This is a genomic window from Neisseria sp. HMSC15G01, assembly GCF_001808255.1.
Classification (GTDB): Bacteria; Pseudomonadota; Gammaproteobacteria; order Burkholderiales; family Neisseriaceae; genus Neisseria; species Neisseria subflava_A.
In genome coordinates this window covers 166,276-187,622 of record NZ_KV792654.1, presented here as the reverse complement: position 1 = coordinate 187,622, position 21,347 = coordinate 166,276, and the positions used below count along the sequence as shown (strand labels likewise).

Here is a 21,347-nt window from a genome sequence, read left to right as displayed (position 1 = left end):
GGGTAAAAATGCCGTTTGCTGCAAAGCTATTCGATAAGTGAACCAAGATTTCAGGCCGTCTGAAAATATTTCAGACGGCCTTGTTTTATTGGTCAAGTTTCAATAAAGGCGAACCTGCTTTTTCAACGGCACGGCGGTAGGCTTCATGCGCTTCGATGAGTTGCAAATAAGCGCGGATATTGGGGTAGTCGGCAAAATCGAAGCGGTCGGCTGCGGCTTGCAGCGGATAACTCATCATGATGTCGGCACCGCTGAGGCTGTTGCCGACCAACCATTCGCGGTTTTCCAACTCGCTGTCGATGTGGGAAAGATGCAGCGCGGCTTGCGGAAGGATAAAGCTGCTTTTAACGCTGCCGCTGATTTTGCGGGCAATCGGTTTGACGAAAAACGGCATGGGTGCGCTTTCAATCCGGCGGAACACCAGTCCGAGCAGCAATAACGGCATCAGCGAACCTTCGGCATAATGCAGCCAGCGTTGATATTGCCAGTATTCGCGGCTGCCGCGTTCGGGCATCAGATGGCCGTTGCCGTAGGTTTGAATCAGGTAGTCGGTAATCGCGCCGCTTTCCGCCAAGATAAAGCCGTCATCATCCAATAAAGGCGATTTGCCCAAGGGATGGATGGCTTTAAGTTCGTCAGGGGCGAGCAAAGTGTCGGGATGGCGGCGGTAGGTTTGCAGGCGGTAGGGCGTACCGAGGATTTCAAGCAGCCAAACAATGCGCAGGGCGCGGGATTGGTTGAGCGAATGCAGGGTAATCATGAGGGACTTTAAATATTGGTTTGTTTGAGGCCGTCTATGCTGATTTGGCAGGCATCGGCGTATTTTTGCAGGGTTTTGGCCGGTAGTTTGGCGAACACTTCGGGGCGGAAATGCCGACGAAGCTGCCATTTCCATACGCCTGCCGCCAGGGCCAAGCCGGTTTCATCATAACGGCAGCGGAACATATGGTAGTACAGCGGCGAGTATTCGCCTTTTTTGACGGCTTCGCGCGCGGCCTGCGTTTGGGCATCGAGTTCGAACACCGCCATTTCGGTGGCGTAGGCTTCGTCCTGCCAACCGTTGCTGGTGGCCGCTTCGTAGTGGCCGTCGCGGGTGCCGTAGATGACTTTGCGGTGGCCGTGGTAGCTGGCGCTGTTGTCTTGAGGAATGTCGTCAATCTTCATTCAGACGGCCTTTACTGCTTCCAAAAGCATGAAACATGTTGAAAAGCGTCCGCTTTCCGGAACGTAACACAGGATTTTTTGGCCGTGTTCGATGGGAAAAGTGCGCATAAATTCTTCAAGGATGATGTAAATCGAGGCCGAACCCGTGTTGCCCTTGTTGTGCAGATTGGTAAACCATTTTTCCTGCGGAATGTCGAAGCCGATGTTTTTCAGGCCGTCTGAAAGGCGGTCGCGGAAAAAGCCGGAAGAGTAGTGGGGCAGGAACCAATCGATTTCTTCGGCGCGGATGCCGTGTTTGGCGGCGATTTGGGAGAGGGGTTTTTCCACCGTATAACGGACGATGTTTTCGTTTAGCAGTTTGACGTCCTGCTTGACCGCCATCAGGCTGTGGCGGCGGCCGTAATCGGCATCGGCGTGTTTCCAGCCTTCAAATACGCCGTCGCGGAATTCTGCGCCGGCATACATGCAGGGTGGCATTTCGTTGGCGTAGGAAAGCAGGTCTATCCAATGGATTTTCAGGCTGAGGCTGTCTGAATTGGGGCGGTCGGACAGATACACCGCGCCTGCGCCGTCAGACAGCATCCAGCGCAAAAAGTCTTTTTCAAACCCGATTTCAGGGGACGCGTTTTCCAGTTTTTTATGGTCGGTTTCGCTTTGAAACACTTCGCCGCGCATGACTGCCGAGGCATTTTCGGAAGCAACGGAAACCGCATGTGCATGTTCGCCGGTACGCACGGCGTTGTAAGCGTGTTTCATCGCCGCCATACCTGCCGCACATACGCCTGCCATGCTGAACACTTCGCAAGGCGGCATATCCAGCAAGCCATGCACCATCACGCCGTGTCCGGGCATGGTTTGGTCGGGATAGGAAGTGGCGCAGGCCAGGCTGCCGATGGCTTCTGCTGCAACGCCTTGGACAAACAGGCCGTTGACTGCTTCGGCAGCCAACTCGGCATTGGTGTGCGTCGTGAGGCGGCTTTCGGGATCGATGGCGTAATGGCGCGACAAAATGCCGTTGGAACGCAAAATCATACGGCGCACGCGTGAAGGCACATCGCCTGCCATGCCGAGGACGGCTTCCATTTCGTCATTGCCGACGGGGGCATTGGGTAAAAAGGCAGAAACGCGGTTGAGATAAACGTCTTTGAGAGTGTTATTCGATGTCATGATGTGTTTGTCAAAATAATCAACCGATAAACCGCGCCGCGTAGTCGCAGCTTGCAGTCAACGGGATGTGGTGTGTTTCGGCGTATTCCATCAGCGCGCTCACCAGCAGTTTGGCAATGCCGCGATGACGGAAGTTGGGCGAGACCACGGTATGGTTTACGTCCCAGCCGCCGTTGTGTTCGGTATAGCTGATATAGCCTGCTTCCAAACCGTCAATATCGATTTGAAAGCGACGGCGTTCGGGGTAGTGGATAACTTCGGGCATGATGGATTCCTGGTTTGAGGCCGTCTGAAACAGATTATCTGCCTGACGGTTGTTCATAATAATCCGCCAGCTTTTTCAGACGGCCTTTGAGCAGCGGATGCAGCAGTTTTTTCAAAATTACACTGATGGGTAAAACCACCAAAATCATCGCCAATAAAAAGACGATGTAGAAGCACAACAAGGCACGGCGCAAGAGCGGAGAAATACGGCCTGCCGCCATCAAAAGCTTGCCCCAGATGAAGAAGCTGCGGCCGGCGGTACGTTCGCTGAAAATCAGTTTTTCATTCACTGTTACCGCGCCCATGTTTTGAAACAGGGTTTCGTCCAAAGGCTGTTGGTTCAATAGTGTATCGCGCAATTTCGTACCAAACCGCGCCGCATCCGCCAATTCTTCTTCAGCAATGCCGGCGGAGGGTAGGGAGCGGAAATAGCGTTTGTCGCCGGTCAGCATCCATGCGGGCGTGGTAATGAAACTTGCCGCGCTGTTGCAGTCATCGATTTTTACGATGTTGCCGATGAGTTTGGCGCCGTTTTGTTTCAGCAAAGATTTCATTTTTTCCTGCGCACCCAGCCACATATTGCGGCAGCCGATAAGTGTGATGACCGGTTTGCCGTCCAGCAGGCGGCGCGTTTCTTCGCGTTGCAAAAAGGCGGTAATCGGTTGCGAAGGAGAGAGGAACCAAACGGTGTAGGCAATAACCACCACATCGTAATCTTCGGATGGGATTTGCGGCGACAGAATCGGGGTGGGTTTTAAATGGACGGTTTCCGGAAAGGTATCGAAAAAACGCCAAAACGGCCACGGAAACGGAAATGCCTGCTCCGGTACGATATTGACGCAATCGACCTGTACGCCGGCTGTTTGCAACGGCGCGGCAAAATTTCGAGCCAGGCTGGAGAGCTGCCCCGTTTGCGAGTAATGCACAATCAGCACTTTTTTCATTATCTTCCCTGCAATGAGTAAGTTATGGTTGGTTTGGACGGTATTATATAGTAAACCGACCTGCCTTGAACTTTATTCATATTCAGTATGTTCGCGAAGGTTTCAGCCGATTTGGATGGAAGCGCCGTATTCTGTCGGAATGGGGCGGTGAAGCGGATTTTTATGCCATGCCAACATAAACAACGGCCGTCTGAAATTTTTCAGACGGCCTTGTGTGGAAATCGGGACGCATGGTCTGGAACGGGATTTGCGCTTAAAGTATGCGTGCAAATTGTATAGATAAAAAAATAACCGCTTCAAGGCGGTTGGTGGTGGCCAGAGGCGGAATCGAACCGCCGACACACGGATTTTCAATCCGTTGCTCTACCAACTGAGCTATCTGGCCTTCGCGTGTTTCGTTGCGAGATGTGAATTAAACCAAATTTCGTTGCCTTGTGCAAGCGGTTGTAGGCTTTATTTTTGAGGCGGTAAATTAAGATTTTGTTTTGTATTGAATTATTTTTCGTTTTAATTGGCGGTTTTTAGGTTTGCCGGTTTGATTTTCAGACGGCCTAAGATACAATCGGCTTTTTTGCTTTGGATTTATGCCATGCTGTATGTGTTTGTTCGTGATATGTGGGATGTTTTGCGTTTGCGCTATCGTTCGCCGGAGACGTATTTGTATTCGCCTTTGGTGATGGCGGCGGTGTTGCTGCTGTTGGGTGTGGTGAACGCGGCCAGCATGTCGCCTTTGTTTGGCAGTGGCGCGGCGGCGGTGTGCCTGTCGGTGATTTTGGTGATTGTGAAATGGTTGGTGTTGAGTCGCTCGATGCGCAAGGTGCTGCATTATTACGGTGCGCCCCGGCTGCCTTTGTGGGGCTTTATTTTGGTGTCTGAGGCTTTGCTGCTGCCGCTGTTGCTGGTGTTGTATGTGCCGGCGTTGGCTGCGTTTGCGCTGTTGTGGCAGGCTTGGGTGTTTGTGGTGCAGGTACGCGGTTTGATGTGGATGGGAAATGCGACGCTAGGCCGTGTTTTGGTGGGCTATCTGTTGTATGGTATCGGGGTGCTGTGTGTGGGTACGGTGATTCTGATGCTGTTTATTGCCGCCGGTTGGTTGGACATGGAAACGTTGAATCAAAATCTGCAGGCATTGACGTCTGCCCGTAAATAATCAATGGAAATTGGAAGGCCGTCTGAACATTTCAGACGGCCTTTGTTTTATGCGTTTGTTTCGTGGTCTTGCAGGATTTTTTGATAGACGGGGTCGGGGAGGTAGCGGCCTATCATGTCGCGCCAGCCTTGTGGACCGACCAAGCCTTTGACCATGGTGGAGGACACTTCGGCGATTTCGCGCGGCGGCATCAGGAATATGGTGGAAATTTCGGGGGCGATGTCGCTGTTGATGTAGCGCATCGAGCGTTCGTATTCGTAGTCGGCGGAGGAACGGATGCCGCGGACGATGAAATTGGCGTTGGCTTCGCGGGCGTAATCGACCAAAAAGCGGTTTTCAAACACGCTGATGCGGACGTTGGGGAACGGGTGGGTAATGGCATCGAGCATGGCGCGGCGTTCTTCTATGGTGTAGGTGCTGCGCTTTTCTGGATTGGTGCCGATGGCGACGATGAGTTCGTCAAAGAGGGATTGGGCTTCCTGTATCATCCACAGGTGGCCGAGGGTGGGAGGGTCGAAGCTGCCTGCGTACACGGCACGGCGCGGAGTGGTCGTGGTCATTTTGGGTTGTGAATAGGGTTTGTGTGGCGTTCAGGATAGGGGAGTTTGCCGGTGATGTCAAAAATCAAAAAGGCCGTCTGAAATTTCAGACGGCCTTTGCGGCTTTATCAGTCGTCACCGCTGAGAGCGATGAGGATTCTTAAGAGTTCGCTGAAAATGTTGTAGATAGAGATGAAGATGGTCAGCGCTGCGCTGATGTGGCTGTCTTCGCCGCCGTCGATAACGGTACGCACCTGCCACATAATCATCAGGGAACTGAAGACAACGAAGCCGGCCGCGATGGTCAGGCTCAGGGCAGGGATGTTGAGGAAGATGTTGGCTACAACGGCAATCATGAGCACGATCGCACCGGTACCGAGGAAGCTGCCGAGTTTGTTCATGTTCATTGTGGTGCGGCGTGCCATGGCGGACATGGTGAAGAATATGCCAGCAGTCATGGCGGCAGCCGTACCGACGATTTGTGCGCCGTTGTTAATCGCCAGGGCGTATTGCAGCATAGGGCTAATGGTAACACCCATGCCGAAAGTGAAGATCATCAACAGGGCTACGCCGACGTTGCTGTAACGGTTTTTTTCAATCAGGAAGATCATGCCGTAGAAGAAGCCAAAGAATGCGGCCAGGGCAATCCAATACGAACTAAATATGGAGAAAATGTTAAAGCCTGTTTTGACGGAAAAGAACGCGCCGGCAATGGCAGGAATGAAAGACAGGCCGAGTAGGCGGTAGGTTTTTTGTAGGACGGTATTTTTGGCAACCGAGCCTTGTGAGGTATAGTCGTAAACGTCGTTTTGCATGGCGTTTGCTCCAATATGGATTGAGAATGAATGAAATTTGGATTCTAACAGAGAATCATGGGTTTCTATGATTTATCTGTTCTATTTGCCTAATATGCGGGGCAATCGGGAATTTTAAAGGCCGTCTGAAAATTGGGTTTCAGACGGCCTTGGCTTTTCAATGCTTATTTCGGCTCTTGCGGAACGTAGCCTTGTACGGCATCTGCGCCGTCGCCGAAGAAGTATTGTTCCATCTGCTGGGCGAGGTATTCGCGTGCGCGCGGATCGGCAAGGCTTAGACGGTTTTCGTTGATCAGCATGGTTTGGTGGCGGGTCCAAGCTATCCATGCTTCTTGGGAAACGTTTTCGAAGATGCGTTTGCCCAGTTCGTTGGGCAGCGGCGGAAATTTCATGCCTTCGGCTTCTTTGCCGAGTTTGACGCAGTGAACCATACGGGTCATGGCGGTTTCCTTATGATGGGTTGCAAAGTTGGTATTTTAGCCGATTGCACGGATAGGGGAAAGCGTGGCTTTCAGACGGCCTGAAAGCTTGCTATGATGGTCTTTTCTGTTTATTCAGGCAAAGATTATGAACCGCCTTGATACTGCCCGCCGTTATTCCCTTTTTCTCGCCCGTAATCTTGATTCCGGCAAACTCAAGCCCGAAATTTTCCTGCCTATGCTGGACAAGGCGTTGACCGAAGCTGATTTTCAAGCTTTTGCCGATTGGGACAAAATCCGTGCGGAAGAAAACGAGGAAGAATTAGCGCGGCAGTTGCGCGAGTTGCGCCGTTATGTCGTGTCGCAGATTATCGTGCGCGATATCAACCGCATCAGTGATTTGAACGAAGTAACCCGCACAATTACGCTGTTTGCCGATTTTGCCGTCAATACCGCGTTGAACTTTTCCTACGCCTATTATCAGGACATGTACGGCACGCCGATCGGGCGTTATACGAAATCGCCACAACATTTGAGCGTGGTGGCAATGGGCAAGGCGGGCGGCTATGAGCTGAACGTGTCTTCCGACATCGATTTGATTTTCATCTATCCCGAATCGGGCGACACCGACGGCAGGCGCGAACGCGGCAATCAGGAGTTTTTCACCAAAGTCGGGCAGAAACTGATTGCGCTGCTGAACGACATCACCGCCGACGGGCAGGTGTTCCGCGTCGATATGCGGCTGCGGCCGGACGGCGATTCGGGCGCGTTGGTATTGAGCGAAACCGCGCTGGAACAATATTTGATTACGCAGGGGCGCGAATGGGAACGCTATGCGTGGTGCAAAGGCCGCGTGGTCACGCCGTATCCGAACGACATCAAATCGCTGGTGCGCCCTTTCGTGTTCCGCAAATATCTGGATTACAGCGCGTATGAGGCGATGCGAAACCTGCACCGCCAAATCCGCAGCGAAGTCAGCAAAAAAGGCATGGCGGACAACATCAAACTCGGCGCAGGCGGCATCCGCGAAGTCGAATTTATCGCCCAGATTTTCCAGATGATACGCGGCGGGCAAATGCGCGCGCTGCAACTGAAAGGCACGCAGGAAACGCTGAAGAAACTTGCCGAGCTGGGCATCATGCCGTCTGAAAACGTCGAAACCCTGCTTGCCGCCTACCGCTTCCTGCGCGACGTCGAACACCGCCTGCAATACTGGGACGACCAGCAAACCCAAACCCTGCCCTCCTCGCCCGAACAGCAGCAACTGCTCGCCGAAAGCATGGGTTTCGACAGCTACACCGCCTTTTCAGACGACCTCAACATTCATCGGAACAAGGTCAATCAGTTGTTCAACGAAATTTTGAGCGAACCCGAAGAGCAAACCCTAGCCAACAGCGAATGGCAATGGGCATGGCAGGACACGCCCGACGAAGAAGAGCGGCAAGGTCGTCTGAAAGAACACGGGTTCGATGCCGAAACCATCGCCGCAAGGCTCGACCAAATCCGAAACGGCCATAAATACCGCCATCTTTCCGCACACGCCCAGCCTCGTTTTGACGCCATTGTGCCGCTGTTGATACAAGCGGCGGCAGAGCAACCCAATCCGACCGATACATTAATGCGGCTGTTTGACTTCCTCGAAAACATCAGCCGCCGCTCCGCCTATCTCGCCTTTCTCAACGAGCATCCGCAGACCTTGGCGCAACTGGCGCAGATTATGAGCCAAAGCTCATGGGTGGCGGCGTATCTGAGCAAATATCCGATTCTGCTGGACGAACTCATCAGCGCGCAGCTTTTGGATACCGCGTTCGACTGGCAAGCCCTCGCCGCCGCCCTTTCAGACGACCTCAAAGCCTGCGGCGGCGACACCGAAGCGCAAATGGACACCCTGCGCCGCTTTCAGCACGCCCAAGTCTTCCGCCTCGCCGTCCAAGACCTCGCCGGACTGTGGACGGTAGAATCCCTCTCCGACCAACTCTCCGCCCTCGCCGACACCATTCTTGCCGCCGCCCTGCCGTGCGCATGGGCGGACATGCCAAAAAAACACCGCGACACCCCGCAATTCGCTATCGTCGGCTACGGCAAACTCGGCGGCAAAGAACTCGGCTACGCCTCCGACCTCGACCTCGTCTACCTCTACGACGATCCCCATCCCGATGCGGGCGACGTATACAGTCGCCTCGCCCGCCGCCTGACCAACTGGCTTTCCGCCGCCACCGGTGCAGGCAGCCTCTACGAAACCGACCTGCGCCTGCGCCCCAACGGCGACGCCGGTTTCCTCGCCCACAGCATCGCCGCCTTCGAAAAATATCAGCGCGAAAACGCATGGACATGGGAACACCAGTCCCTCACCCGCGCCCGCTTCATCTGCGGCACACCCGAAATTCAGACGGCCTTCGACCACATCCGCACCGAAATCCTCACCGTCGAACGCGACCAAACCGCCTTGGCAGGCGAAATCATCGAAATGCGCGAAAAAATGTTCCCTACCCATCCGCCGGTTGACAGCAACGTCAAATACGCACGCGGCGGCGTGGTCGATGTCGAATTTATCGTCCAATATCTGATCCTTGCCCATGCCCGCCAGTATCCGCAACTCTTGGACAACTACGGCAACATCGCCCTATTGAACATCGCTGCCGACTGCGGCCTCATCGACAAAACTCTCGCCGAACAAAGCCGCACCGCCTACCGCTTCTACCGCCAGCAGCAACACAACACCAAACTGCGAGATGCCAAAAAAACCGAAGTAACGGACGAATTGCTGACCCACTACGGCAACGTGCGAAAACTATGGCGGGAAGTATTCGGGGTAGAAGTGAAATTCGGATAAGCAGGCGGGCGTATTCAGCGTCAAAGCCTGCACGGCAACATAATTTACTGCCAGGACAAATTCACTCTAAATAGTAGGTTTTATGTAAGGAAGATATTTTTATAAAAGCTGATTGGCAGCTTGAGGGAAGTTTTTGTTTACGTATTACTGATTCAGCCCAAGTATGATCTGCAAAAGCTGTTCTCATTTTCTGTAGATATTGTGATACAGCAAAACAAGTTCTAAAATATGCAGCTCATTTTCATATTAAAAACAAGGAGAAACTGATGTCTAAGATTGCGGTACTCGGCGGCGGCCTTTCCGGTCGCCTTATTGCGTTCCAATTGGCGGAGCAGGGTGTGGCGGTAGAGTTGTTTGAGAAAGGCGAACGTAACGGCGCACAAGCCGCAGCCTATGTTGCCGCCGCCATGTTAGCGCCGTCTGCCGAAGCGGTGGAGGCAACGCCCGAAGTCATCCGTTTAGGCAAACAAAGCATTGCGCTTTGGCGCGCTATTGTCGGCCGTCTGAATACGCCGGTGATGATGCAGGAAAACGGTAGTCTGATTGTCTGGCACACGCAGGACAAGCCGCTTTCCGCCGAGTTTGCCCGTCATTTGAAGCGCGGCGGTGTGGCGGAATATGAAACCATACGTTGGAACGCGGATGAAATCGCAGCAAACGAGCCGCAACTGGCAGGGAGGTTTTCAGACGGCCTGTATCTGCCGACAGAAGGGCAGTTGGACGGACGGCAGGTATTGAATGCGCTGGCCGATGCTTTGGAGTCAATGAATGTAGCGTGCCATTGGTCGTACGAACGCGAAGTCGAAGATTTTGCGGCGCAATACGATTGGGTCATCGACTGCCGCGGTTATGGTGCAAAGAGCGCGTGGAACAGGCCGTCTGAAAGCCAATTGCGCGGCATACGCGGCGAAGTGGCGCGCGTTTACGCACCCGAAGTCGAGCTGTCCCGCCCCGTGCGCCTGCTGCATCCGCGCTATCCTTTGTATATCGCGCCGAAGGAAAACCATATTTTTGTGATTGGTGCGACCCAAATCGAAAGCGAAAGCCAAGCGCCGGCCAGCGTGCGTTCTGGTTTGGAACTTTTGTCCGCGCTGTACGCCGTGCATCCGGCATTTGGCGAGGCGAACCTTTTGGAACTGGCCACCGGCCTGCGCCCGACGTTAAACCACCACAATCCCGAAATCCGCTTCAACCGCGAACGCCGCCTGATTGAAGTCAACGGCCTGTTCCGCCACGGCTTTATGATTTCCCCGGCCGTTACCGGCGCGGCCGTGCGTTTGGCCGGTGCGCTGTTTGCCGGAAGCGACATTCCCGAATACGACGAAACCAGTGGTTTGCCGTATATCCGCGCTGCGAATTGAAGCTGTTGCGGACGAAGTGGCTTGAAAATCGGGCAAATTGTTTGTGAAAGACAGCCACAGGCCGTCTGAAAATGATAAAATCGCCGTCAATTCAATTAACCTTGCGTCTGAAAACCGCATGATGCCGTATTCAGACGCCAAACCAATTTCCTATTTAACGATAAGCACATGACAACCCAAACCCTTTTAATCGAACTTCTCACTGAAGAACTCCCGCCAAAAGCCCTCAATAATCTGGGCAACCATTTTGCCGCTTCCGTTGCCGAAGGCTTGGAAAAGGCGCAACTGATTGACGGCGCAGCCGAATACACTGCCTACGCTTCTCCGCGCCGTTTGGCCGTTCAAATCAAAAACGTGAAAGCCGTTCAAGCCGATCAAAAAATCGTGAAAAAAGGCCCGGCCGTGGCGAATGCTATGAAAGACGGTGCGCCGACTAAGGCTTTGGAAGGTTTTGCGCGCGGTGCGGGTGCGAAAATCGAAGACCTGACCATCATCAACGACGGCAAGCAAGACGTGTACGCCTACGAATACGTCCAAACCGGCAAACCGCTGGGCGAGCTCTTGGAAGACATCATCAATGCCGCAGTGAAAAAATTGCCGATTCCTAAAGTCATGCGTTGGGGCAGCAGCACATTTACCTTCGTGCGCCCTGTACACAGCCTGATCGTGCTGCACGGCGGCGACATCGTAAATGTCAGCGTTTTGGGCCTGCAAAGCGGCAACAAAACATTGGGTCACCGTTTCCTCTCCAACGGCGAAATCACCATTGAAAACGCCGACAGCTACGCCTTGCAAATGCGTGAGCAAGGCAAAGTCGTCGCTTCGTTTGCCGAGCGCAAAGCCGCCATTCAGACGGCCTTGAACGAGCAGGCAGGCCGTCTGAACGCGACCGTTGCCGCCGATGAAGCCTTGTTGGATGAAGTGACCGCATTGGTCGAATGGCCTGTGGTATTGGAAGCCGGTTTTGAAGAACACTTCCTCGCCGTGCCTCAAGAATGCTTGATTCTGACCATGCAGCAAAACCAAAAATACTTCCCGCTGCTCGATCCAAACGGCAAGCTGATGAACCGCTTCCTGCTGGTTTCCAACCTGCAAACCGAAGACCCGTCGCATATCATCCAAGGCAACGAACGCGTTTTGCGCGCGCGCCTGTCTGATGCCGAGTTCTTCTACAAACAAGACCAAAAAGCGACTTTGGAAAGCCGCCTGCCGAAATTGTCCAGCGTGGTTTACCACAACAAAATCGGTTCGCAAGCCGAGCGTATCGGGCGCCTACAAATCATAGCCGCCTACATCGCCGAAGCTTTGGGCGCAGACGCCGCAGCAGCCGAACGCGCCGCGCGTTTGGCAAAAGCCGACTTGGTGACCGAAATGGTCGGCGAATTCCCTGAACTGCAAGGCACGATGGGCAAATACTATGCCCGCTTGGACGGCGAAACCGAAGAAATCGCCGAAGCTATTGAGCAACATTATTGGCCACGTTTTGCAGGTGACAATCTTCCTCAAAGCAAAATCGCTATCGCTGTTGCGCTGGCCGACAAGCTAGAAACCTTAGTTGGCATTTGGGGTATTGGACAAATTCCTACCGGTGATAAAGATCCTTACGCCTTGCGTCGTGCCACATTGGGTATTTTGCGGATACTAATGTTACCTGAGTGTAAAGGAGATGAATTAGGATTAGGTAAGTTAATTGATAAAACATATAAAACCTTTCCTCGTGGTTGGAAAGATATGGCAAATTCCTTGGAACAGCGACATTTTTTGTCCAAAATAACCTCTTTCATAGAGACCCGTTTAGCAATTCTTTTACAAAATGAATATTCGCAAGACGTAATCTCAGCAGTTTTGAAAGGTCCGAAACAAACTCCTGAAGAAAGTAAACAGGGAGTAAGTCGTTGGTTTCATAAGCTATATAATCTCCATGCCAAACTGCAAGCCGTCGCCGCGTTCAAACAACTGCCCGAAGCCGCCGCGCTCGCTGCCGCCAACAAACGCGTGCAAAACCTGCTGAAAAAAGCCGATGCCGAGTTGGGTGCGGTTAACGAAAGCCTGCTGCAACAAGACGAAGAAAAAGCCCTGTATGCCGCCGCGCAAGGTTTGCAGCCGAAAATTGCCGCCGCTGTTGCCGAAGGCAATTTCCAAACTGCTTTGTCCGAGCTGGCTTCCGTCAAACCGCAAGTCGATGCATTCTTCGACGGCGTGATGGTAATGGCTGAAGATGCCGCCGTGAAGCAAAACCGTTTGAACCTGTTGAACCGCTTGGCAGAACAAATGAACGCAGTTGCCGACATTGCGCTCTTGAGCGAATAAGGCCGCGTTTCAGTTGACCCTTTTTTCAGGCTGCCCGATGATTCAGGCAGCCTGAAGTTTTTCGGGCGTATCCCTTGCATGGCGTTCAAGGGTATAATTCGGCAGATTTGTCGCACGACAAATCGCGCACATAAACAATTTCCCACATTCAAGAGGCAGATTATGAATATCCCAGCCATCCGAACCGCACTCGATGCCGTATTGATTCCCCACACAATGCGCACCTTAGGCAGCGAAAAAGCCGTTACACTCCTTGAAGAGCGTTCAGACGGCCTGCATATCGGCCTGAAATTCGCGTTCCCAGTTGCCCATATTGCCGCAGACATTGCCAATGCCGTTCAAGAAGCCGTCATTTCGCATACCGGCGATACCCACATTCACTTGAGTATCGATACCGAAATCGGTACGCATAAAGTTCAACCCGGCGTAGCAACCATCAAAGGCGTGAAAAACATTATCGCCGTTGCATCGGGCAAAGGCGGCGTCGGCAAATCAACGACCACAGCCAACCTTGCCACCGCAATGGCCAGAATGGGCGCGCGCGTCGGCGTACTCGATGCCGACCTGTACGGCCCAAGCCAGCCCACCATGCTCGGCGTACAAGACCGCAAACCCGACCAACAAAACAAAAAACTCATTCCCGTTGAAGCCGAAAGCGGCATTCAAGTGATGTCCATCGGTTTCCTGGTCGATACCGACCAAGCCGTCGTTTGGCGCGGCCCGATGGTCAGCCAAGCCTTGCAACAGCTTATGTTCCAAAGCGAGTGGGACAATGTCGATTATCTCTTCATCGACCTGCCGCCCGGTACCGGCGATATCCAATTGACCCTGTCGCAAAAAATCCCCGTGACCGGCTCCGTTGTCGTCACCACGCCACAAGACATCGCCCTGATTGATGCACGCAAAGCCGTGGATATGTTCAACAAAGTCAATATCCCGATTTTGGGCGTTTTAGAAAACATGTCTGTCCATATTTGCACCAACTGCGGCCATGCCGAAGCAATCTTCGGCGCAGAAGGCGGCAAAAACTTGGCAGAGCGTTTGAATGTACCGTTGCTTGGCCAACTTCCATTAAGCCTGCCTGTACGCGAAGCTATGGATAGCGGCACATCTTCGGCCTTGTTTGAAAACAACCAAACCATCGCCGACATCTACACCGAAGCCGCCTTCCAAATTGCACTGGCCATTGCCGATAAAGGTAAAGACTTCAGCAGCCGCTTCCCGAAAATCGTTGTCGAATAAAAAAATTTAAAAAAGGTGTTGACAGCTGTGTACCCCATCTCTATAATGCACAGCTTATCGGGTCGTTAGCTCAGTCGGTAGAGCAGCGGACTTTTAATCCGTTGGTCGAGCGTTCGAATCGCTCACGACCCACCAAATATGAAAACCTACTTTGAAAAAAGTAGGTTTTTTTACGTTTGGATTTTGGGATTTTATTGAGCATATTTTATTATTGAGACAATCCATAGCGCATCAAGCATCAGGCCGTCTGAAAATATCTTTCAGACGGCCTGAAGTTTTTTATAGGAATGTTTTTGAGAAATAAGCTTTCTACTTAGGGCAGACAAACGTTTAAAACCTTACCTGCGTCTGCAACTGCCTACGATAAACCAATACGGCAGCAGTCAGCGTGGCAAAAGAGAATGCAGACAATAAAAGCAGATAACGGCCGATTCCGTCCAGTCCGCTGCGGTTGAGCAGCAATTCCTGAAAAGCCTTCAAGCCCCAAGCCATCGGGGAAATCCAAGTGAGTTGCTGCATGGTTTCGGGCATGACGTGGGCGGGTACCATAATGCCGCCGATTGCCGCCATCAGGATGATGCCGCCGCCGCCGAGGACGACGGCATGTTCGGTGGATTTGGCGCAGACGCTGATTAACAGCGCGTAGCCGAGTGCGGCGGCGCTGACGGCGGCGGACAGTAGCGCGTAGGGAACAAGGCTGCCGTTGAGTATGAGGGCGGGCACGCCGATTTCGGGCAGCAGGTAGCGGCCGAGCAACAGCATTCCGACAAACTGAAGCTGGTTAATCAGGAAATAGGGGATAAGTTTCGCAGCAATCAGGCCGGATGCGGAGGCGCGGGCGAGACGTAAGCGGGTAATGGTGTTGTTCTGGCGTTCCAGCGCCATGACGTTCGATAGCGGTATCATAATGAAAAACATACCGAAAATCAGCCATGCGGGGACGCTGTGCTGTACGGCGTTGGGTTTTTCCACTGTGCCGCTGCCTGCGCTCAGGTAATGCTCTTCCAGCATTTTCTTATCTAAAAAGCTGCGCACGGCGGCAAATTGTTCGTCGTTTTTTTCATCCACTTTTTTCTGGATGTCTTTGCGGATGGCGCGGGGCAGTTTTTTATTGTCGATTTTGATGCCGTCGTTGTTGTCGAAATAAGTGTCCAGCCGCGTTTCAGTGTAGTGCTGCTGCAAAACGCCTTTGACAGCCGCCAGCCATGAAGGCTCGGTATCGGGCGGTACATAGATTTGCAGGGCTTTGTCGTCGGCGATTTTGCCGGAAGCGGGGTTCGGGTTGTGCAGCACCAGTTGGAAACGTTTGTCGTGTAGGCCGTTTTGCGCGTCGGTCAGTTTTTCAGACGGCATCAGTGTGACATGGATTTGTTCTTTCTCCAGCGCGGCGGCCAGCGCGGTATTGATACTGTCGTTTGCTACGCCAACCAGCGCGATGCGGCTGTCGTTGTGCGGATCTTGGTCGCGGCTCAGCGCCAACGACATAATCAGCATGAAGGCGATGGGCATCACAAACAACACGGCCAAACCGTGCAGGTCGCGGCAGAGCAGTTTGAGTTCTTTGAGGAGGGAGGAAATCGTCATTGTGGATTTTGCTTATCTGTTGCCGGTTCGTCTTTGCGCAGGAAATCAAGGTAAAACGTTTCTAGCGAACCGTGTCCCTGCTGGAAGTAGCGGATTTGCGCGCCGCTTTGTTGCAGGGCGGCGTAAACGGCGGCGGCATCGTGCGCCGTTTCCATCATGCCGCGGCTGTCCACTTGCTTTGCACCCAAAGCGGCTAGCGTTTGAGGCGGCAGTGGCGGTTCGACGGTAAAACGCACGACACCGGTTTGCGTGCTTAGAAGCTCGTCCAAACCGCCGTGGTACACCAGTTTGCCGTGTTGCAGCAGCGCGATTTTGCCGCAAAGCTGCTCGATTTCCGACAGATAGTGCGAGGTGTAAACCACCGTTACCCCCTGCCGCGTCAAATCCGCCACGCTGTCGAGGATAAAGCGGCGCGACTGCGGGTCGATGCCAACCGTGATTTCGTCGAGGAACACCAGTTGCGGCGTGTTAATCAGACCGATGGCAAAATTCAGACGACGTTTAAGCCCGCCCGAAAGATGCTTTGCCGCCTTGTTTTTGTGGGCGGTCAGGTCGGTCTGTTCCAACAGCGCGTTCAGACGGCCTTTGTCGCGCACTTTGTAAAGCGAGGCGAAAAACAGCAGGTTGTCCCACACCGAAAGCTGCGGATAAAACGCGAAATCCTGCGGCACCAAACCGATTTTCTGCCGCTCGCTGCGGCTTAATAGGCGCAACGGCTTGCCGTCAAACAAAATTTCGCCCTGCCGTACTTCCTGCAAGCCTGCCAAAAGCGACATCAGCGTCGTTTTCCCCGCACCGTTGTGACCGAGCAGCCCCAAACATTCGCCGTCGGCAATATCGAACGACACATTGTCCAGCGCGGCAATTTCGGCTTTGGGATAACGGTGGGAGAGGGATTGGATGTGAATCATGGTTTCAGACGGCCTTAGTATGGATGGAGCATAGTGAAATCATTGACAAAGGCGGCATTAGGTCATCTGTGTACAAACGGGCACAGAAAATTTCTCGCTACCGCATAACCCCATTATTTCAATAATCCCCGCCATAACGCTTCTTCATCATCCGCAATTTTGCGCAGAAATTCAGCGATGTTGCGGCAGCCGTTTTCAGACGGCTTTTTGCACTGCTTCACGCACATGGCTGCGAATTGACGCCATTGGTCGCCGATGGAGGTCATTTGTTCCGAGGCCGTCTGAAATGCAGGTTCGTTGCAGATATGGGCGGCTTGTTCGAGGAAGTAGGCGTAGATATAGCGGAAACCTGCGCCGCCGGTACCGATTTCTTCCTGCATCCGCACCAAATGGCCGAGAAACAGTTTTTGGTATTTGTCATTTTGTTTGGCAGGCAGGGATTCGATTTTTTTGGCCAGCGTACGGATGCCTTTTACGCCGATGAAAAAGACTGGCGCGAGCATATGTTTGGCGTTTTTGCGTATGGCCTTGCGGATAATGGCGGGCAAGTCTGCCATGATTTTTTCAGACGGCCTGTTGTCTTCCAAGGTGTACATCATGCCTTTTGCCGCCAATACGCCTTTGACAAAGCGTGCACGCTGCAAATCTTCGGCAGCGCAGCGTTGTACGGTTTCAAATACGGGGTCGCTGATGAGGTAGTCGTTGCCGTCTTTGCCGTACACTAAAAGATTGTGTGCGTTGAAATGGAAGCGCATTTGCGGCGGGAAGTAGGGCAGCCAGAAGACGGAGGTTTGCAAACCTGCCAGCTTGCCTGAGGACAGCGCGGCATCCAATGCGGCTTGTCCGCTTTGTGCGTCGGAAAATTTGCGGACGGATAATTTCAGCCCCAATGCTTTGCAGGTGTTTTTGATGATGCTGCGCGGCGCGGTACGGTAGGAAACCAGCGGCATGCCGTTTAATTTGATCAGCGGCATCCAGACAAACGTCAGTGCGTGGGCAATGCCGAAAATCATGGCTTCGTCTAAATTGTGGCCATGGTATTTGAGCAGGGTGGACATCACACCGCTTTCGCAATGGGCGGTATGCTGGTGTGGAAATTCTTGTATGGTCATAAAGTTATTGGTTTTCGTGCAATGTTTTCAGACGGCCTGAAGCGGTCGGAATGGTTTGTTGTTTTGGAAATCAGCGCGCTTCTTTGGACGCTTCCTGCTCGGCTTTGTGGCGGCGCAGAAATTCGATGGCGGCGGCTTTTTCGGCTTCGTTGCCGTATTTGGCATCACGTTGGGCGCGGCGCAGTTCGGCGCGTTCTTTGGCTTCTTCGATTTGGCGCGCTTTGAAGTCTTCGCGGTTGTCGGAGGAGACGAGTTTGTCCTGTTGCGATTGCGCTTTTGCCATGGCTTTGGCAATCAAATCCATGGGGTTGAATGCGGCGCTTGGTGCGGCTGTTTGGGTTTGTGCCTGTGCGGCCTGTTTGGCTTTGACGGCGGCTTCGCGTTGCGCCAGCAGGGCTTTGCGTTCGGCATCGTCGCGCTGTTTGCGCGCGGTATGGCGTTCGAAACGGCTTTGTGCGTGTTCGGCGGCGGCAAAGCGCGGTTCGGCAGAGGTGCTGAAACGGCGTGCGGACGGCAGGAAGGGCTGCGATACGGGAACCATGTCGATGCAGTCGACGGGGCAGGGGGTAACGCACAAGCTGCAGCCGGTGCATTCGTCGCTGATGACGGTGTGCATCAGTTTGGACGCGCCCATAATGGCATCGACAGGGCAGGCGCGGATGCAGGCGGTACAACCGATGCAGACGGCCTCGTCAATCAGGGCTACGGCTTTGATTTGTGTTTTTGCCTGGGCGAGGTAGGGTTTGCCCAACAGGTCGGCAATATCTTTCATGACGGTTTCCCCACCCGGCGCGCACAGGTTTACCGGCGCTTCTCCTACCGACAGGGCGCGCGCATAGGGTAGGCAGCCTTCATAGCCGCACTCACGACATTGGGTTTGCGGCAACAGGCGGCTGATGCTTTGGATGGGAATGTTCATCATGGATAGTCAAAATCGAAAAGGCGCATTATATCAGATTGTTGCGTTTATTTTGGCGAAACCCGCTTTGCTTATTTTAGCGAAACTCGCTACGCTCGTTTTCAGACGGCCTGAGCCGGGTTTGCGTTATAATTTTGAAATGGATTTATTCGGGTAATTAGGAATGACGGCTACACTTTGTCCCTGTCAGTCGGGACGTGTTTATACGGAATGTTGCGCACCGTTTCATGCGTGTGAGGCGGCGGCCTCGAAGGCGGAAGAGTTGATGCGTTCGCGTTACAGTGCGTATGTTTTGCAGGAAATCGACTATATCGTGGACACGACTGTCCCTGCGCAGCAGAATTTGTTGGACAAGCAGGATTTGGCGTCGTGGAGTAAGCAGACGCAGTGGTCGGGATTGAAGGTTATCCGTCATGTGCCGTTTGGCAAACTGCATGCTTTGGTCGAGTTTGAGGCGTATTTTGAGGAGAATGGGCAAACTGAGTGCCATCATGAATTGTCGGCGTTCGTGAAAATAGACGGGCGTTGGTACTTTATTGATCCGACCGTTGCTTTGCCGACGATGAAACAGCCTTGTTTGTGCGGTTCGGGCAAAAAGTTTAAGGCGTGTTGCGGACAGTTTTTCAAATAGTAGTGTAAACAGGCCGTCTGAATGTTCAGACGGCCTGAGCTGTTTTTGCAGATAAAAAAAACCATTCATACTAAGGGAGAAGTATGAATGGCCAATACATTGCGGGAAAACGTCTTACTTGCTGCACCGCCCAAAAGGGATGAAAGAGCGGTGTTGTGTCAGCGATTAATATTCTACCGTTTTTAGTATTAAATGCTGTTAAGAAGTGAAATAATTTCAATAAGTTGCAAGATAATCGTGATTTTTTGAAGATAAACGGTATTTTTACTGATTTTCTCGAATCCATTTCACCCATTGCTGAAACAGCTCGGGTTGCAATGCGGCGATGACGGAACGCTTAAATACATGTTCGCCGCTCCAAAAATCGTCGCCTTCCAAAGTGGTCAGGCAGCCGCCGGCTTCTTCAAAAATCAATGCGCCGGCAGCGTAGTCCCACAGCTTTTGTCCGCCGTGGATGTAAATATCGTAGCGGCCGCTGGCAAGGTAGCACCAATCGAGCGTGCTGCTGCCCATGCTGCGGATTGTGCCGAATGGGGCAAGGGTATTCATGCGACTGGCGAGTTTGCCCGAACGCAGGTATTTGATTTCTACGCCGGCAATGGATTCGTTGAGTTTTTTGTTTTCGGAACGCAGCGGCAGCGGCGTGCCGTTGAGAAATGCGCCTTTGCCGCGTTCGGCGTAGAAACATTCGCCGCTGACCGGATTGTAAATCACGCCCAATTCGGCGTGGCCGTTTTTAACCAGTGCGACGGATACGGCAAAATGCGGCAAACCGTTGACGAAGTTGTTTGTGCCGTCGATAGGGTCGACAATCCATAGGCCATCTGAATGTTCGTTCCACAAACGGGTTTGTTCCTGAACGCTCATTTCCTCGCCCAACATCGGACAATCCTCCAATAAGGGAAGGGCGGCGGCAAAAGCGGTTTGTGCGGCCAAATCTGCTTCACTCAAAACCGATCCGTCTTCCTTGCGTCGTGACGGCGTGTTCAGAAAACGCGGCATGACTTCGGTTTGGGCGATGTGGCGGACGACTTTCTGTAAACGGTATAGCACGGCGTATCCTTGTTTTTTGCAGTTTTGCGTGACAGTAGATTAAAATTCGGGAAGTTCTCAAATTATAGTGGATGAAATCGAAATCAGGCAGGAGCATGTCGCCGTGTTTCAACTTCATTCATGAAATTTTAAATTTAAATTATATACATGAATAAAGCAGGAAACCATGCCCCGATTTTATGTTGATTTTGCCTTAAGCCCCGACAGCGTGGTCGAATTGCCCGATAATGTGGTGCGCCATCTGAATGTATTGCGCGTGAAAAATACGGAAGAAATCGTGTTGTTCAACGGCAATGGCAAGGCATATCCGGCTTTGCCAGAAGTTTTGGAAAAACGCCGAGCCAGCGTGCGGATTTTGCGGGAAGAGGCAACGGACAACGAATCGCCGCTGAACATTACGTTGGTACAGGCGGTATCTGCCGCCGAGCGCATGGATTTCACTTTGCAGAAAAGCGTGGAATTGGGCGTGGCAGAAATTTGCCCAGTTATCAGCGAACGCTGTGTCGTGCGCTTGAGCGGCGAACGCGCTGAAAAGCGGGTGGCGCGTTGGCAGGAAATCGTTGTTTCAGCGTGTGAACAAAGCGGCCGCAATATTGTGCCGAAGGTTTTGCCGCTGACGACTTATGCACAGGCATTGCAACAGTTGCCGCAGGAAACGACCAAACTGTTAATGAGCTTGAACCGCGCACAAAAACTGAGCGATGTTCGGCCTCAATCCGGCAAAGTCGTGTTTATGGTCGGCCCGGAAGGCGGCTGGACGGAGAAGGAAGAGCAACAGGCATTTGATGCCGGTTTTCAATCCGTTACGCTTGGCAAACGGGTGTTGCGCACCGAAACCGCTTCACTTGCGGCCATTGCCGCCATGCAGACGCTTTGGGGCGATTTTGCATAAAGTTCAGGCCGTCTGAAAACGAGCGTAGCGAGTTTCG

The 21,347-nt window shown here is 52.9% G+C and carries 21 protein-coding genes and 2 tRNA genes; 8 read left to right on the top strand and 15 right to left on the bottom strand.

The features are described from left to right. Window positions 1-85: 85 nt before the first annotated feature. From HMPREF3139_RS01145 to HMPREF3139_RS01120, 7 genes are all read right to left on the bottom strand, one after another. On the bottom strand, window positions 86-760 hold the full coding sequence (locus HMPREF3139_RS01145; protein WP_070459670.1) for a glutathione S-transferase family protein: 675 nt from the start codon (window positions 758-760) through the stop codon (window positions 86-88). Window positions 761-768: 8 nt separating this feature from the next. Then, window positions 769-1,164, bottom strand: a complete 396-nt coding sequence (locus HMPREF3139_RS01140) for a DarG family dialkylresorcinol biosynthesis protein (RefSeq protein WP_070459667.1) — start codon at window positions 1,162-1,164, stop codon at window positions 769-771. Beyond that, window positions 1,165-2,331 (bottom strand): beta-ketoacyl-ACP synthase III, encoded by a 1,167-nt coding sequence (locus tag HMPREF3139_RS01135; RefSeq protein ID WP_070459664.1) that lies wholly within the window; start codon window positions 2,329-2,331, stop codon window positions 1,165-1,167. It lies immediately after the preceding gene. Between the two features lie 19 nt (window positions 2,332-2,350). After that, window positions 2,351-2,653 (bottom strand): GNAT family N-acetyltransferase, encoded by a 303-nt coding sequence (locus HMPREF3139_RS01130; protein WP_219089325.1) that lies wholly within the window; start codon window positions 2,651-2,653, stop codon window positions 2,351-2,353. After that, window positions 2,631-3,539 (bottom strand): hypothetical protein, encoded by a 909-nt coding sequence (locus tag HMPREF3139_RS01125; protein ID WP_070459661.1) that lies wholly within the window; start codon window positions 3,537-3,539, stop codon window positions 2,631-2,633. The genes HMPREF3139_RS01130 and HMPREF3139_RS01125 overlap by 23 nt, the downstream gene beginning before the upstream one ends. Window positions 3,540-3,641: 102 nt before the next feature. After that, a complete protein-coding gene (locus HMPREF3139_RS10995) occupies window positions 3,642-3,809 on the bottom strand; it encodes a hypothetical protein (RefSeq protein WP_159069505.1) in 168 nt (55 codons plus the stop codon). 39 nt (window positions 3,810-3,848) lie between these two features. Further along, window positions 3,849-3,924, bottom strand: a tRNA-Phe gene (locus tag HMPREF3139_RS01120). A 204-nt stretch (window positions 3,925-4,128) separates the two neighbouring features. Between HMPREF3139_RS01120 and HMPREF3139_RS01115 the strand changes: the two genes are divergently transcribed. Beyond that, window positions 4,129-4,689 carry a hypothetical protein gene (locus HMPREF3139_RS01115; protein WP_070459658.1) on the top strand — a complete coding sequence of 187 codons (561 nt, stop codon included), beginning with the start codon at window positions 4,129-4,131 and terminating at the stop codon, window positions 4,687-4,689. 47 nt (window positions 4,690-4,736) lie between these two features. Here HMPREF3139_RS01115 and coaD read toward each other — a convergent pair whose 3' ends face one another. The 3 genes from coaD to HMPREF3139_RS01100 form a co-directional block, all read right to left on the bottom strand. Next, entirely contained in the window at window positions 4,737-5,249 is a 513-nt protein-coding gene (gene coaD, locus HMPREF3139_RS01110; RefSeq protein WP_070459656.1) for a pantetheine-phosphate adenylyltransferase, read from the bottom strand. A gap of 107 nt (window positions 5,250-5,356) precedes the next feature. Beyond that, entirely contained in the window at window positions 5,357-6,043 is a 687-nt protein-coding gene (locus HMPREF3139_RS01105; RefSeq protein WP_070459653.1) for a Bax inhibitor-1 family protein, read from the bottom strand. A 164-nt stretch (window positions 6,044-6,207) separates the two neighbouring features. Then, window positions 6,208-6,483, bottom strand: coding sequence for an oxidative damage protection protein (locus HMPREF3139_RS01100; protein WP_070459650.1), 276 nt, complete (start codon window positions 6,481-6,483; stop codon window positions 6,208-6,210). Window positions 6,484-6,610: 127 nt separating this feature from the next. Between HMPREF3139_RS01100 and glnE the strand changes: the two genes are divergently transcribed. The 5 genes from glnE to HMPREF3139_RS01075 all read left to right on the top strand — a co-directional run bounded on the left by glnE (window position 6,611) and on the right by HMPREF3139_RS01075 (window position 14,343). Beyond that, window positions 6,611-9,295, top strand: a complete 2,685-nt coding sequence (gene glnE / locus HMPREF3139_RS01095) for a bifunctional [glutamate--ammonia ligase]-adenylyl-L-tyrosine phosphorylase/[glutamate--ammonia-ligase] adenylyltransferase (protein ID WP_070459649.1) — start codon at window positions 6,611-6,613, stop codon at window positions 9,293-9,295. Between the two features lie 266 nt (window positions 9,296-9,561). After that, window positions 9,562-10,656: an FAD-dependent oxidoreductase gene (locus HMPREF3139_RS01090; protein ID WP_070459646.1), complete on the top strand. Its 1,095-nt coding sequence runs from the start codon at window positions 9,562-9,564 to the stop codon at window positions 10,654-10,656. Window positions 10,657-10,824: 168 nt separating this feature from the next. Then, on the top strand, window positions 10,825-12,966 hold the full coding sequence (glyS, locus tag HMPREF3139_RS01085; protein ID WP_070459643.1) for a glycine--tRNA ligase subunit beta: 2,142 nt from the start codon (window positions 10,825-10,827) through the stop codon (window positions 12,964-12,966). Between the two features lie 162 nt (window positions 12,967-13,128). Continuing rightward, entirely contained in the window at window positions 13,129-14,208 is a 1,080-nt protein-coding gene (gene apbC / locus HMPREF3139_RS01080; protein ID WP_070459640.1) for an iron-sulfur cluster carrier protein ApbC, read from the top strand. 59 nt (window positions 14,209-14,267) lie between these two features. Continuing rightward, window positions 14,268-14,343: transfer RNA gene (locus HMPREF3139_RS01075), tRNA-Lys, on the top strand. 195 nt (window positions 14,344-14,538) lie between these two features. Here HMPREF3139_RS01075 and HMPREF3139_RS01070 read toward each other — a convergent pair. The 4 genes from HMPREF3139_RS01070 to HMPREF3139_RS01055 all read right to left on the bottom strand — a co-directional run bounded on the left by HMPREF3139_RS01070 (window position 14,539) and on the right by HMPREF3139_RS01055 (window position 18,734). Then, window positions 14,539-15,792 carry an ABC transporter permease gene (locus HMPREF3139_RS01070; RefSeq protein ID WP_070459637.1) on the bottom strand — a complete coding sequence of 418 codons (1,254 nt, stop codon included), beginning with the start codon at window positions 15,790-15,792 and terminating at the stop codon, window positions 14,539-14,541. Then, window positions 15,789-16,703, bottom strand: coding sequence for an ABC transporter ATP-binding protein (locus tag HMPREF3139_RS01065; RefSeq protein WP_070459634.1), 915 nt, complete (start codon window positions 16,701-16,703; stop codon window positions 15,789-15,791). The genes HMPREF3139_RS01070 and HMPREF3139_RS01065 overlap by 4 nt, the downstream gene beginning before the upstream one ends. 113 nt (window positions 16,704-16,816) lie before the next feature. After that, window positions 16,817-17,815 (bottom strand): BtrH-related acyltransferase DarH, encoded by a 999-nt coding sequence (locus tag HMPREF3139_RS01060; RefSeq protein ID WP_070459631.1) that lies wholly within the window; start codon window positions 17,813-17,815, stop codon window positions 16,817-16,819. Between the two features lie 70 nt (window positions 17,816-17,885). Further along, window positions 17,886-18,734: an RnfABCDGE type electron transport complex subunit B gene (locus HMPREF3139_RS01055; RefSeq protein WP_199901400.1), complete on the bottom strand. Its 849-nt coding sequence runs from the start codon at window positions 18,732-18,734 to the stop codon at window positions 17,886-17,888. Window positions 18,735-18,897: 163 nt separating this feature from the next. Here HMPREF3139_RS01055 and HMPREF3139_RS01050 point away from each other — a divergent pair, with 163 nt between their 5' ends. Beyond that, window positions 18,898-19,365, top strand: coding sequence for a YchJ family protein (locus tag HMPREF3139_RS01050; RefSeq protein ID WP_070459625.1), 468 nt, complete (start codon window positions 18,898-18,900; stop codon window positions 19,363-19,365). 264 nt (window positions 19,366-19,629) lie between these two features. On the opposite strand, the gene HMPREF3139_RS01045 is transcribed toward HMPREF3139_RS01050, so the two are convergent. Continuing rightward, the gene (locus HMPREF3139_RS01045) at window positions 19,630-20,418 is read right to left on the bottom strand and encodes an inositol monophosphatase family protein (RefSeq protein ID WP_003684681.1); all 789 of its coding nucleotides are present in this window, start codon (window positions 20,416-20,418) and stop codon (window positions 19,630-19,632) included. 166 nt (window positions 20,419-20,584) lie between these two features. On the opposite strand from HMPREF3139_RS01045, the gene HMPREF3139_RS01040 reads away from it, so the two are divergent. Then, entirely contained in the window at window positions 20,585-21,310 is a 726-nt protein-coding gene (locus HMPREF3139_RS01040) for a 16S rRNA (uracil(1498)-N(3))-methyltransferase (RefSeq protein ID WP_070459623.1), read from the top strand. Window positions 21,311-21,347 lie beyond the last annotated feature (37 nt).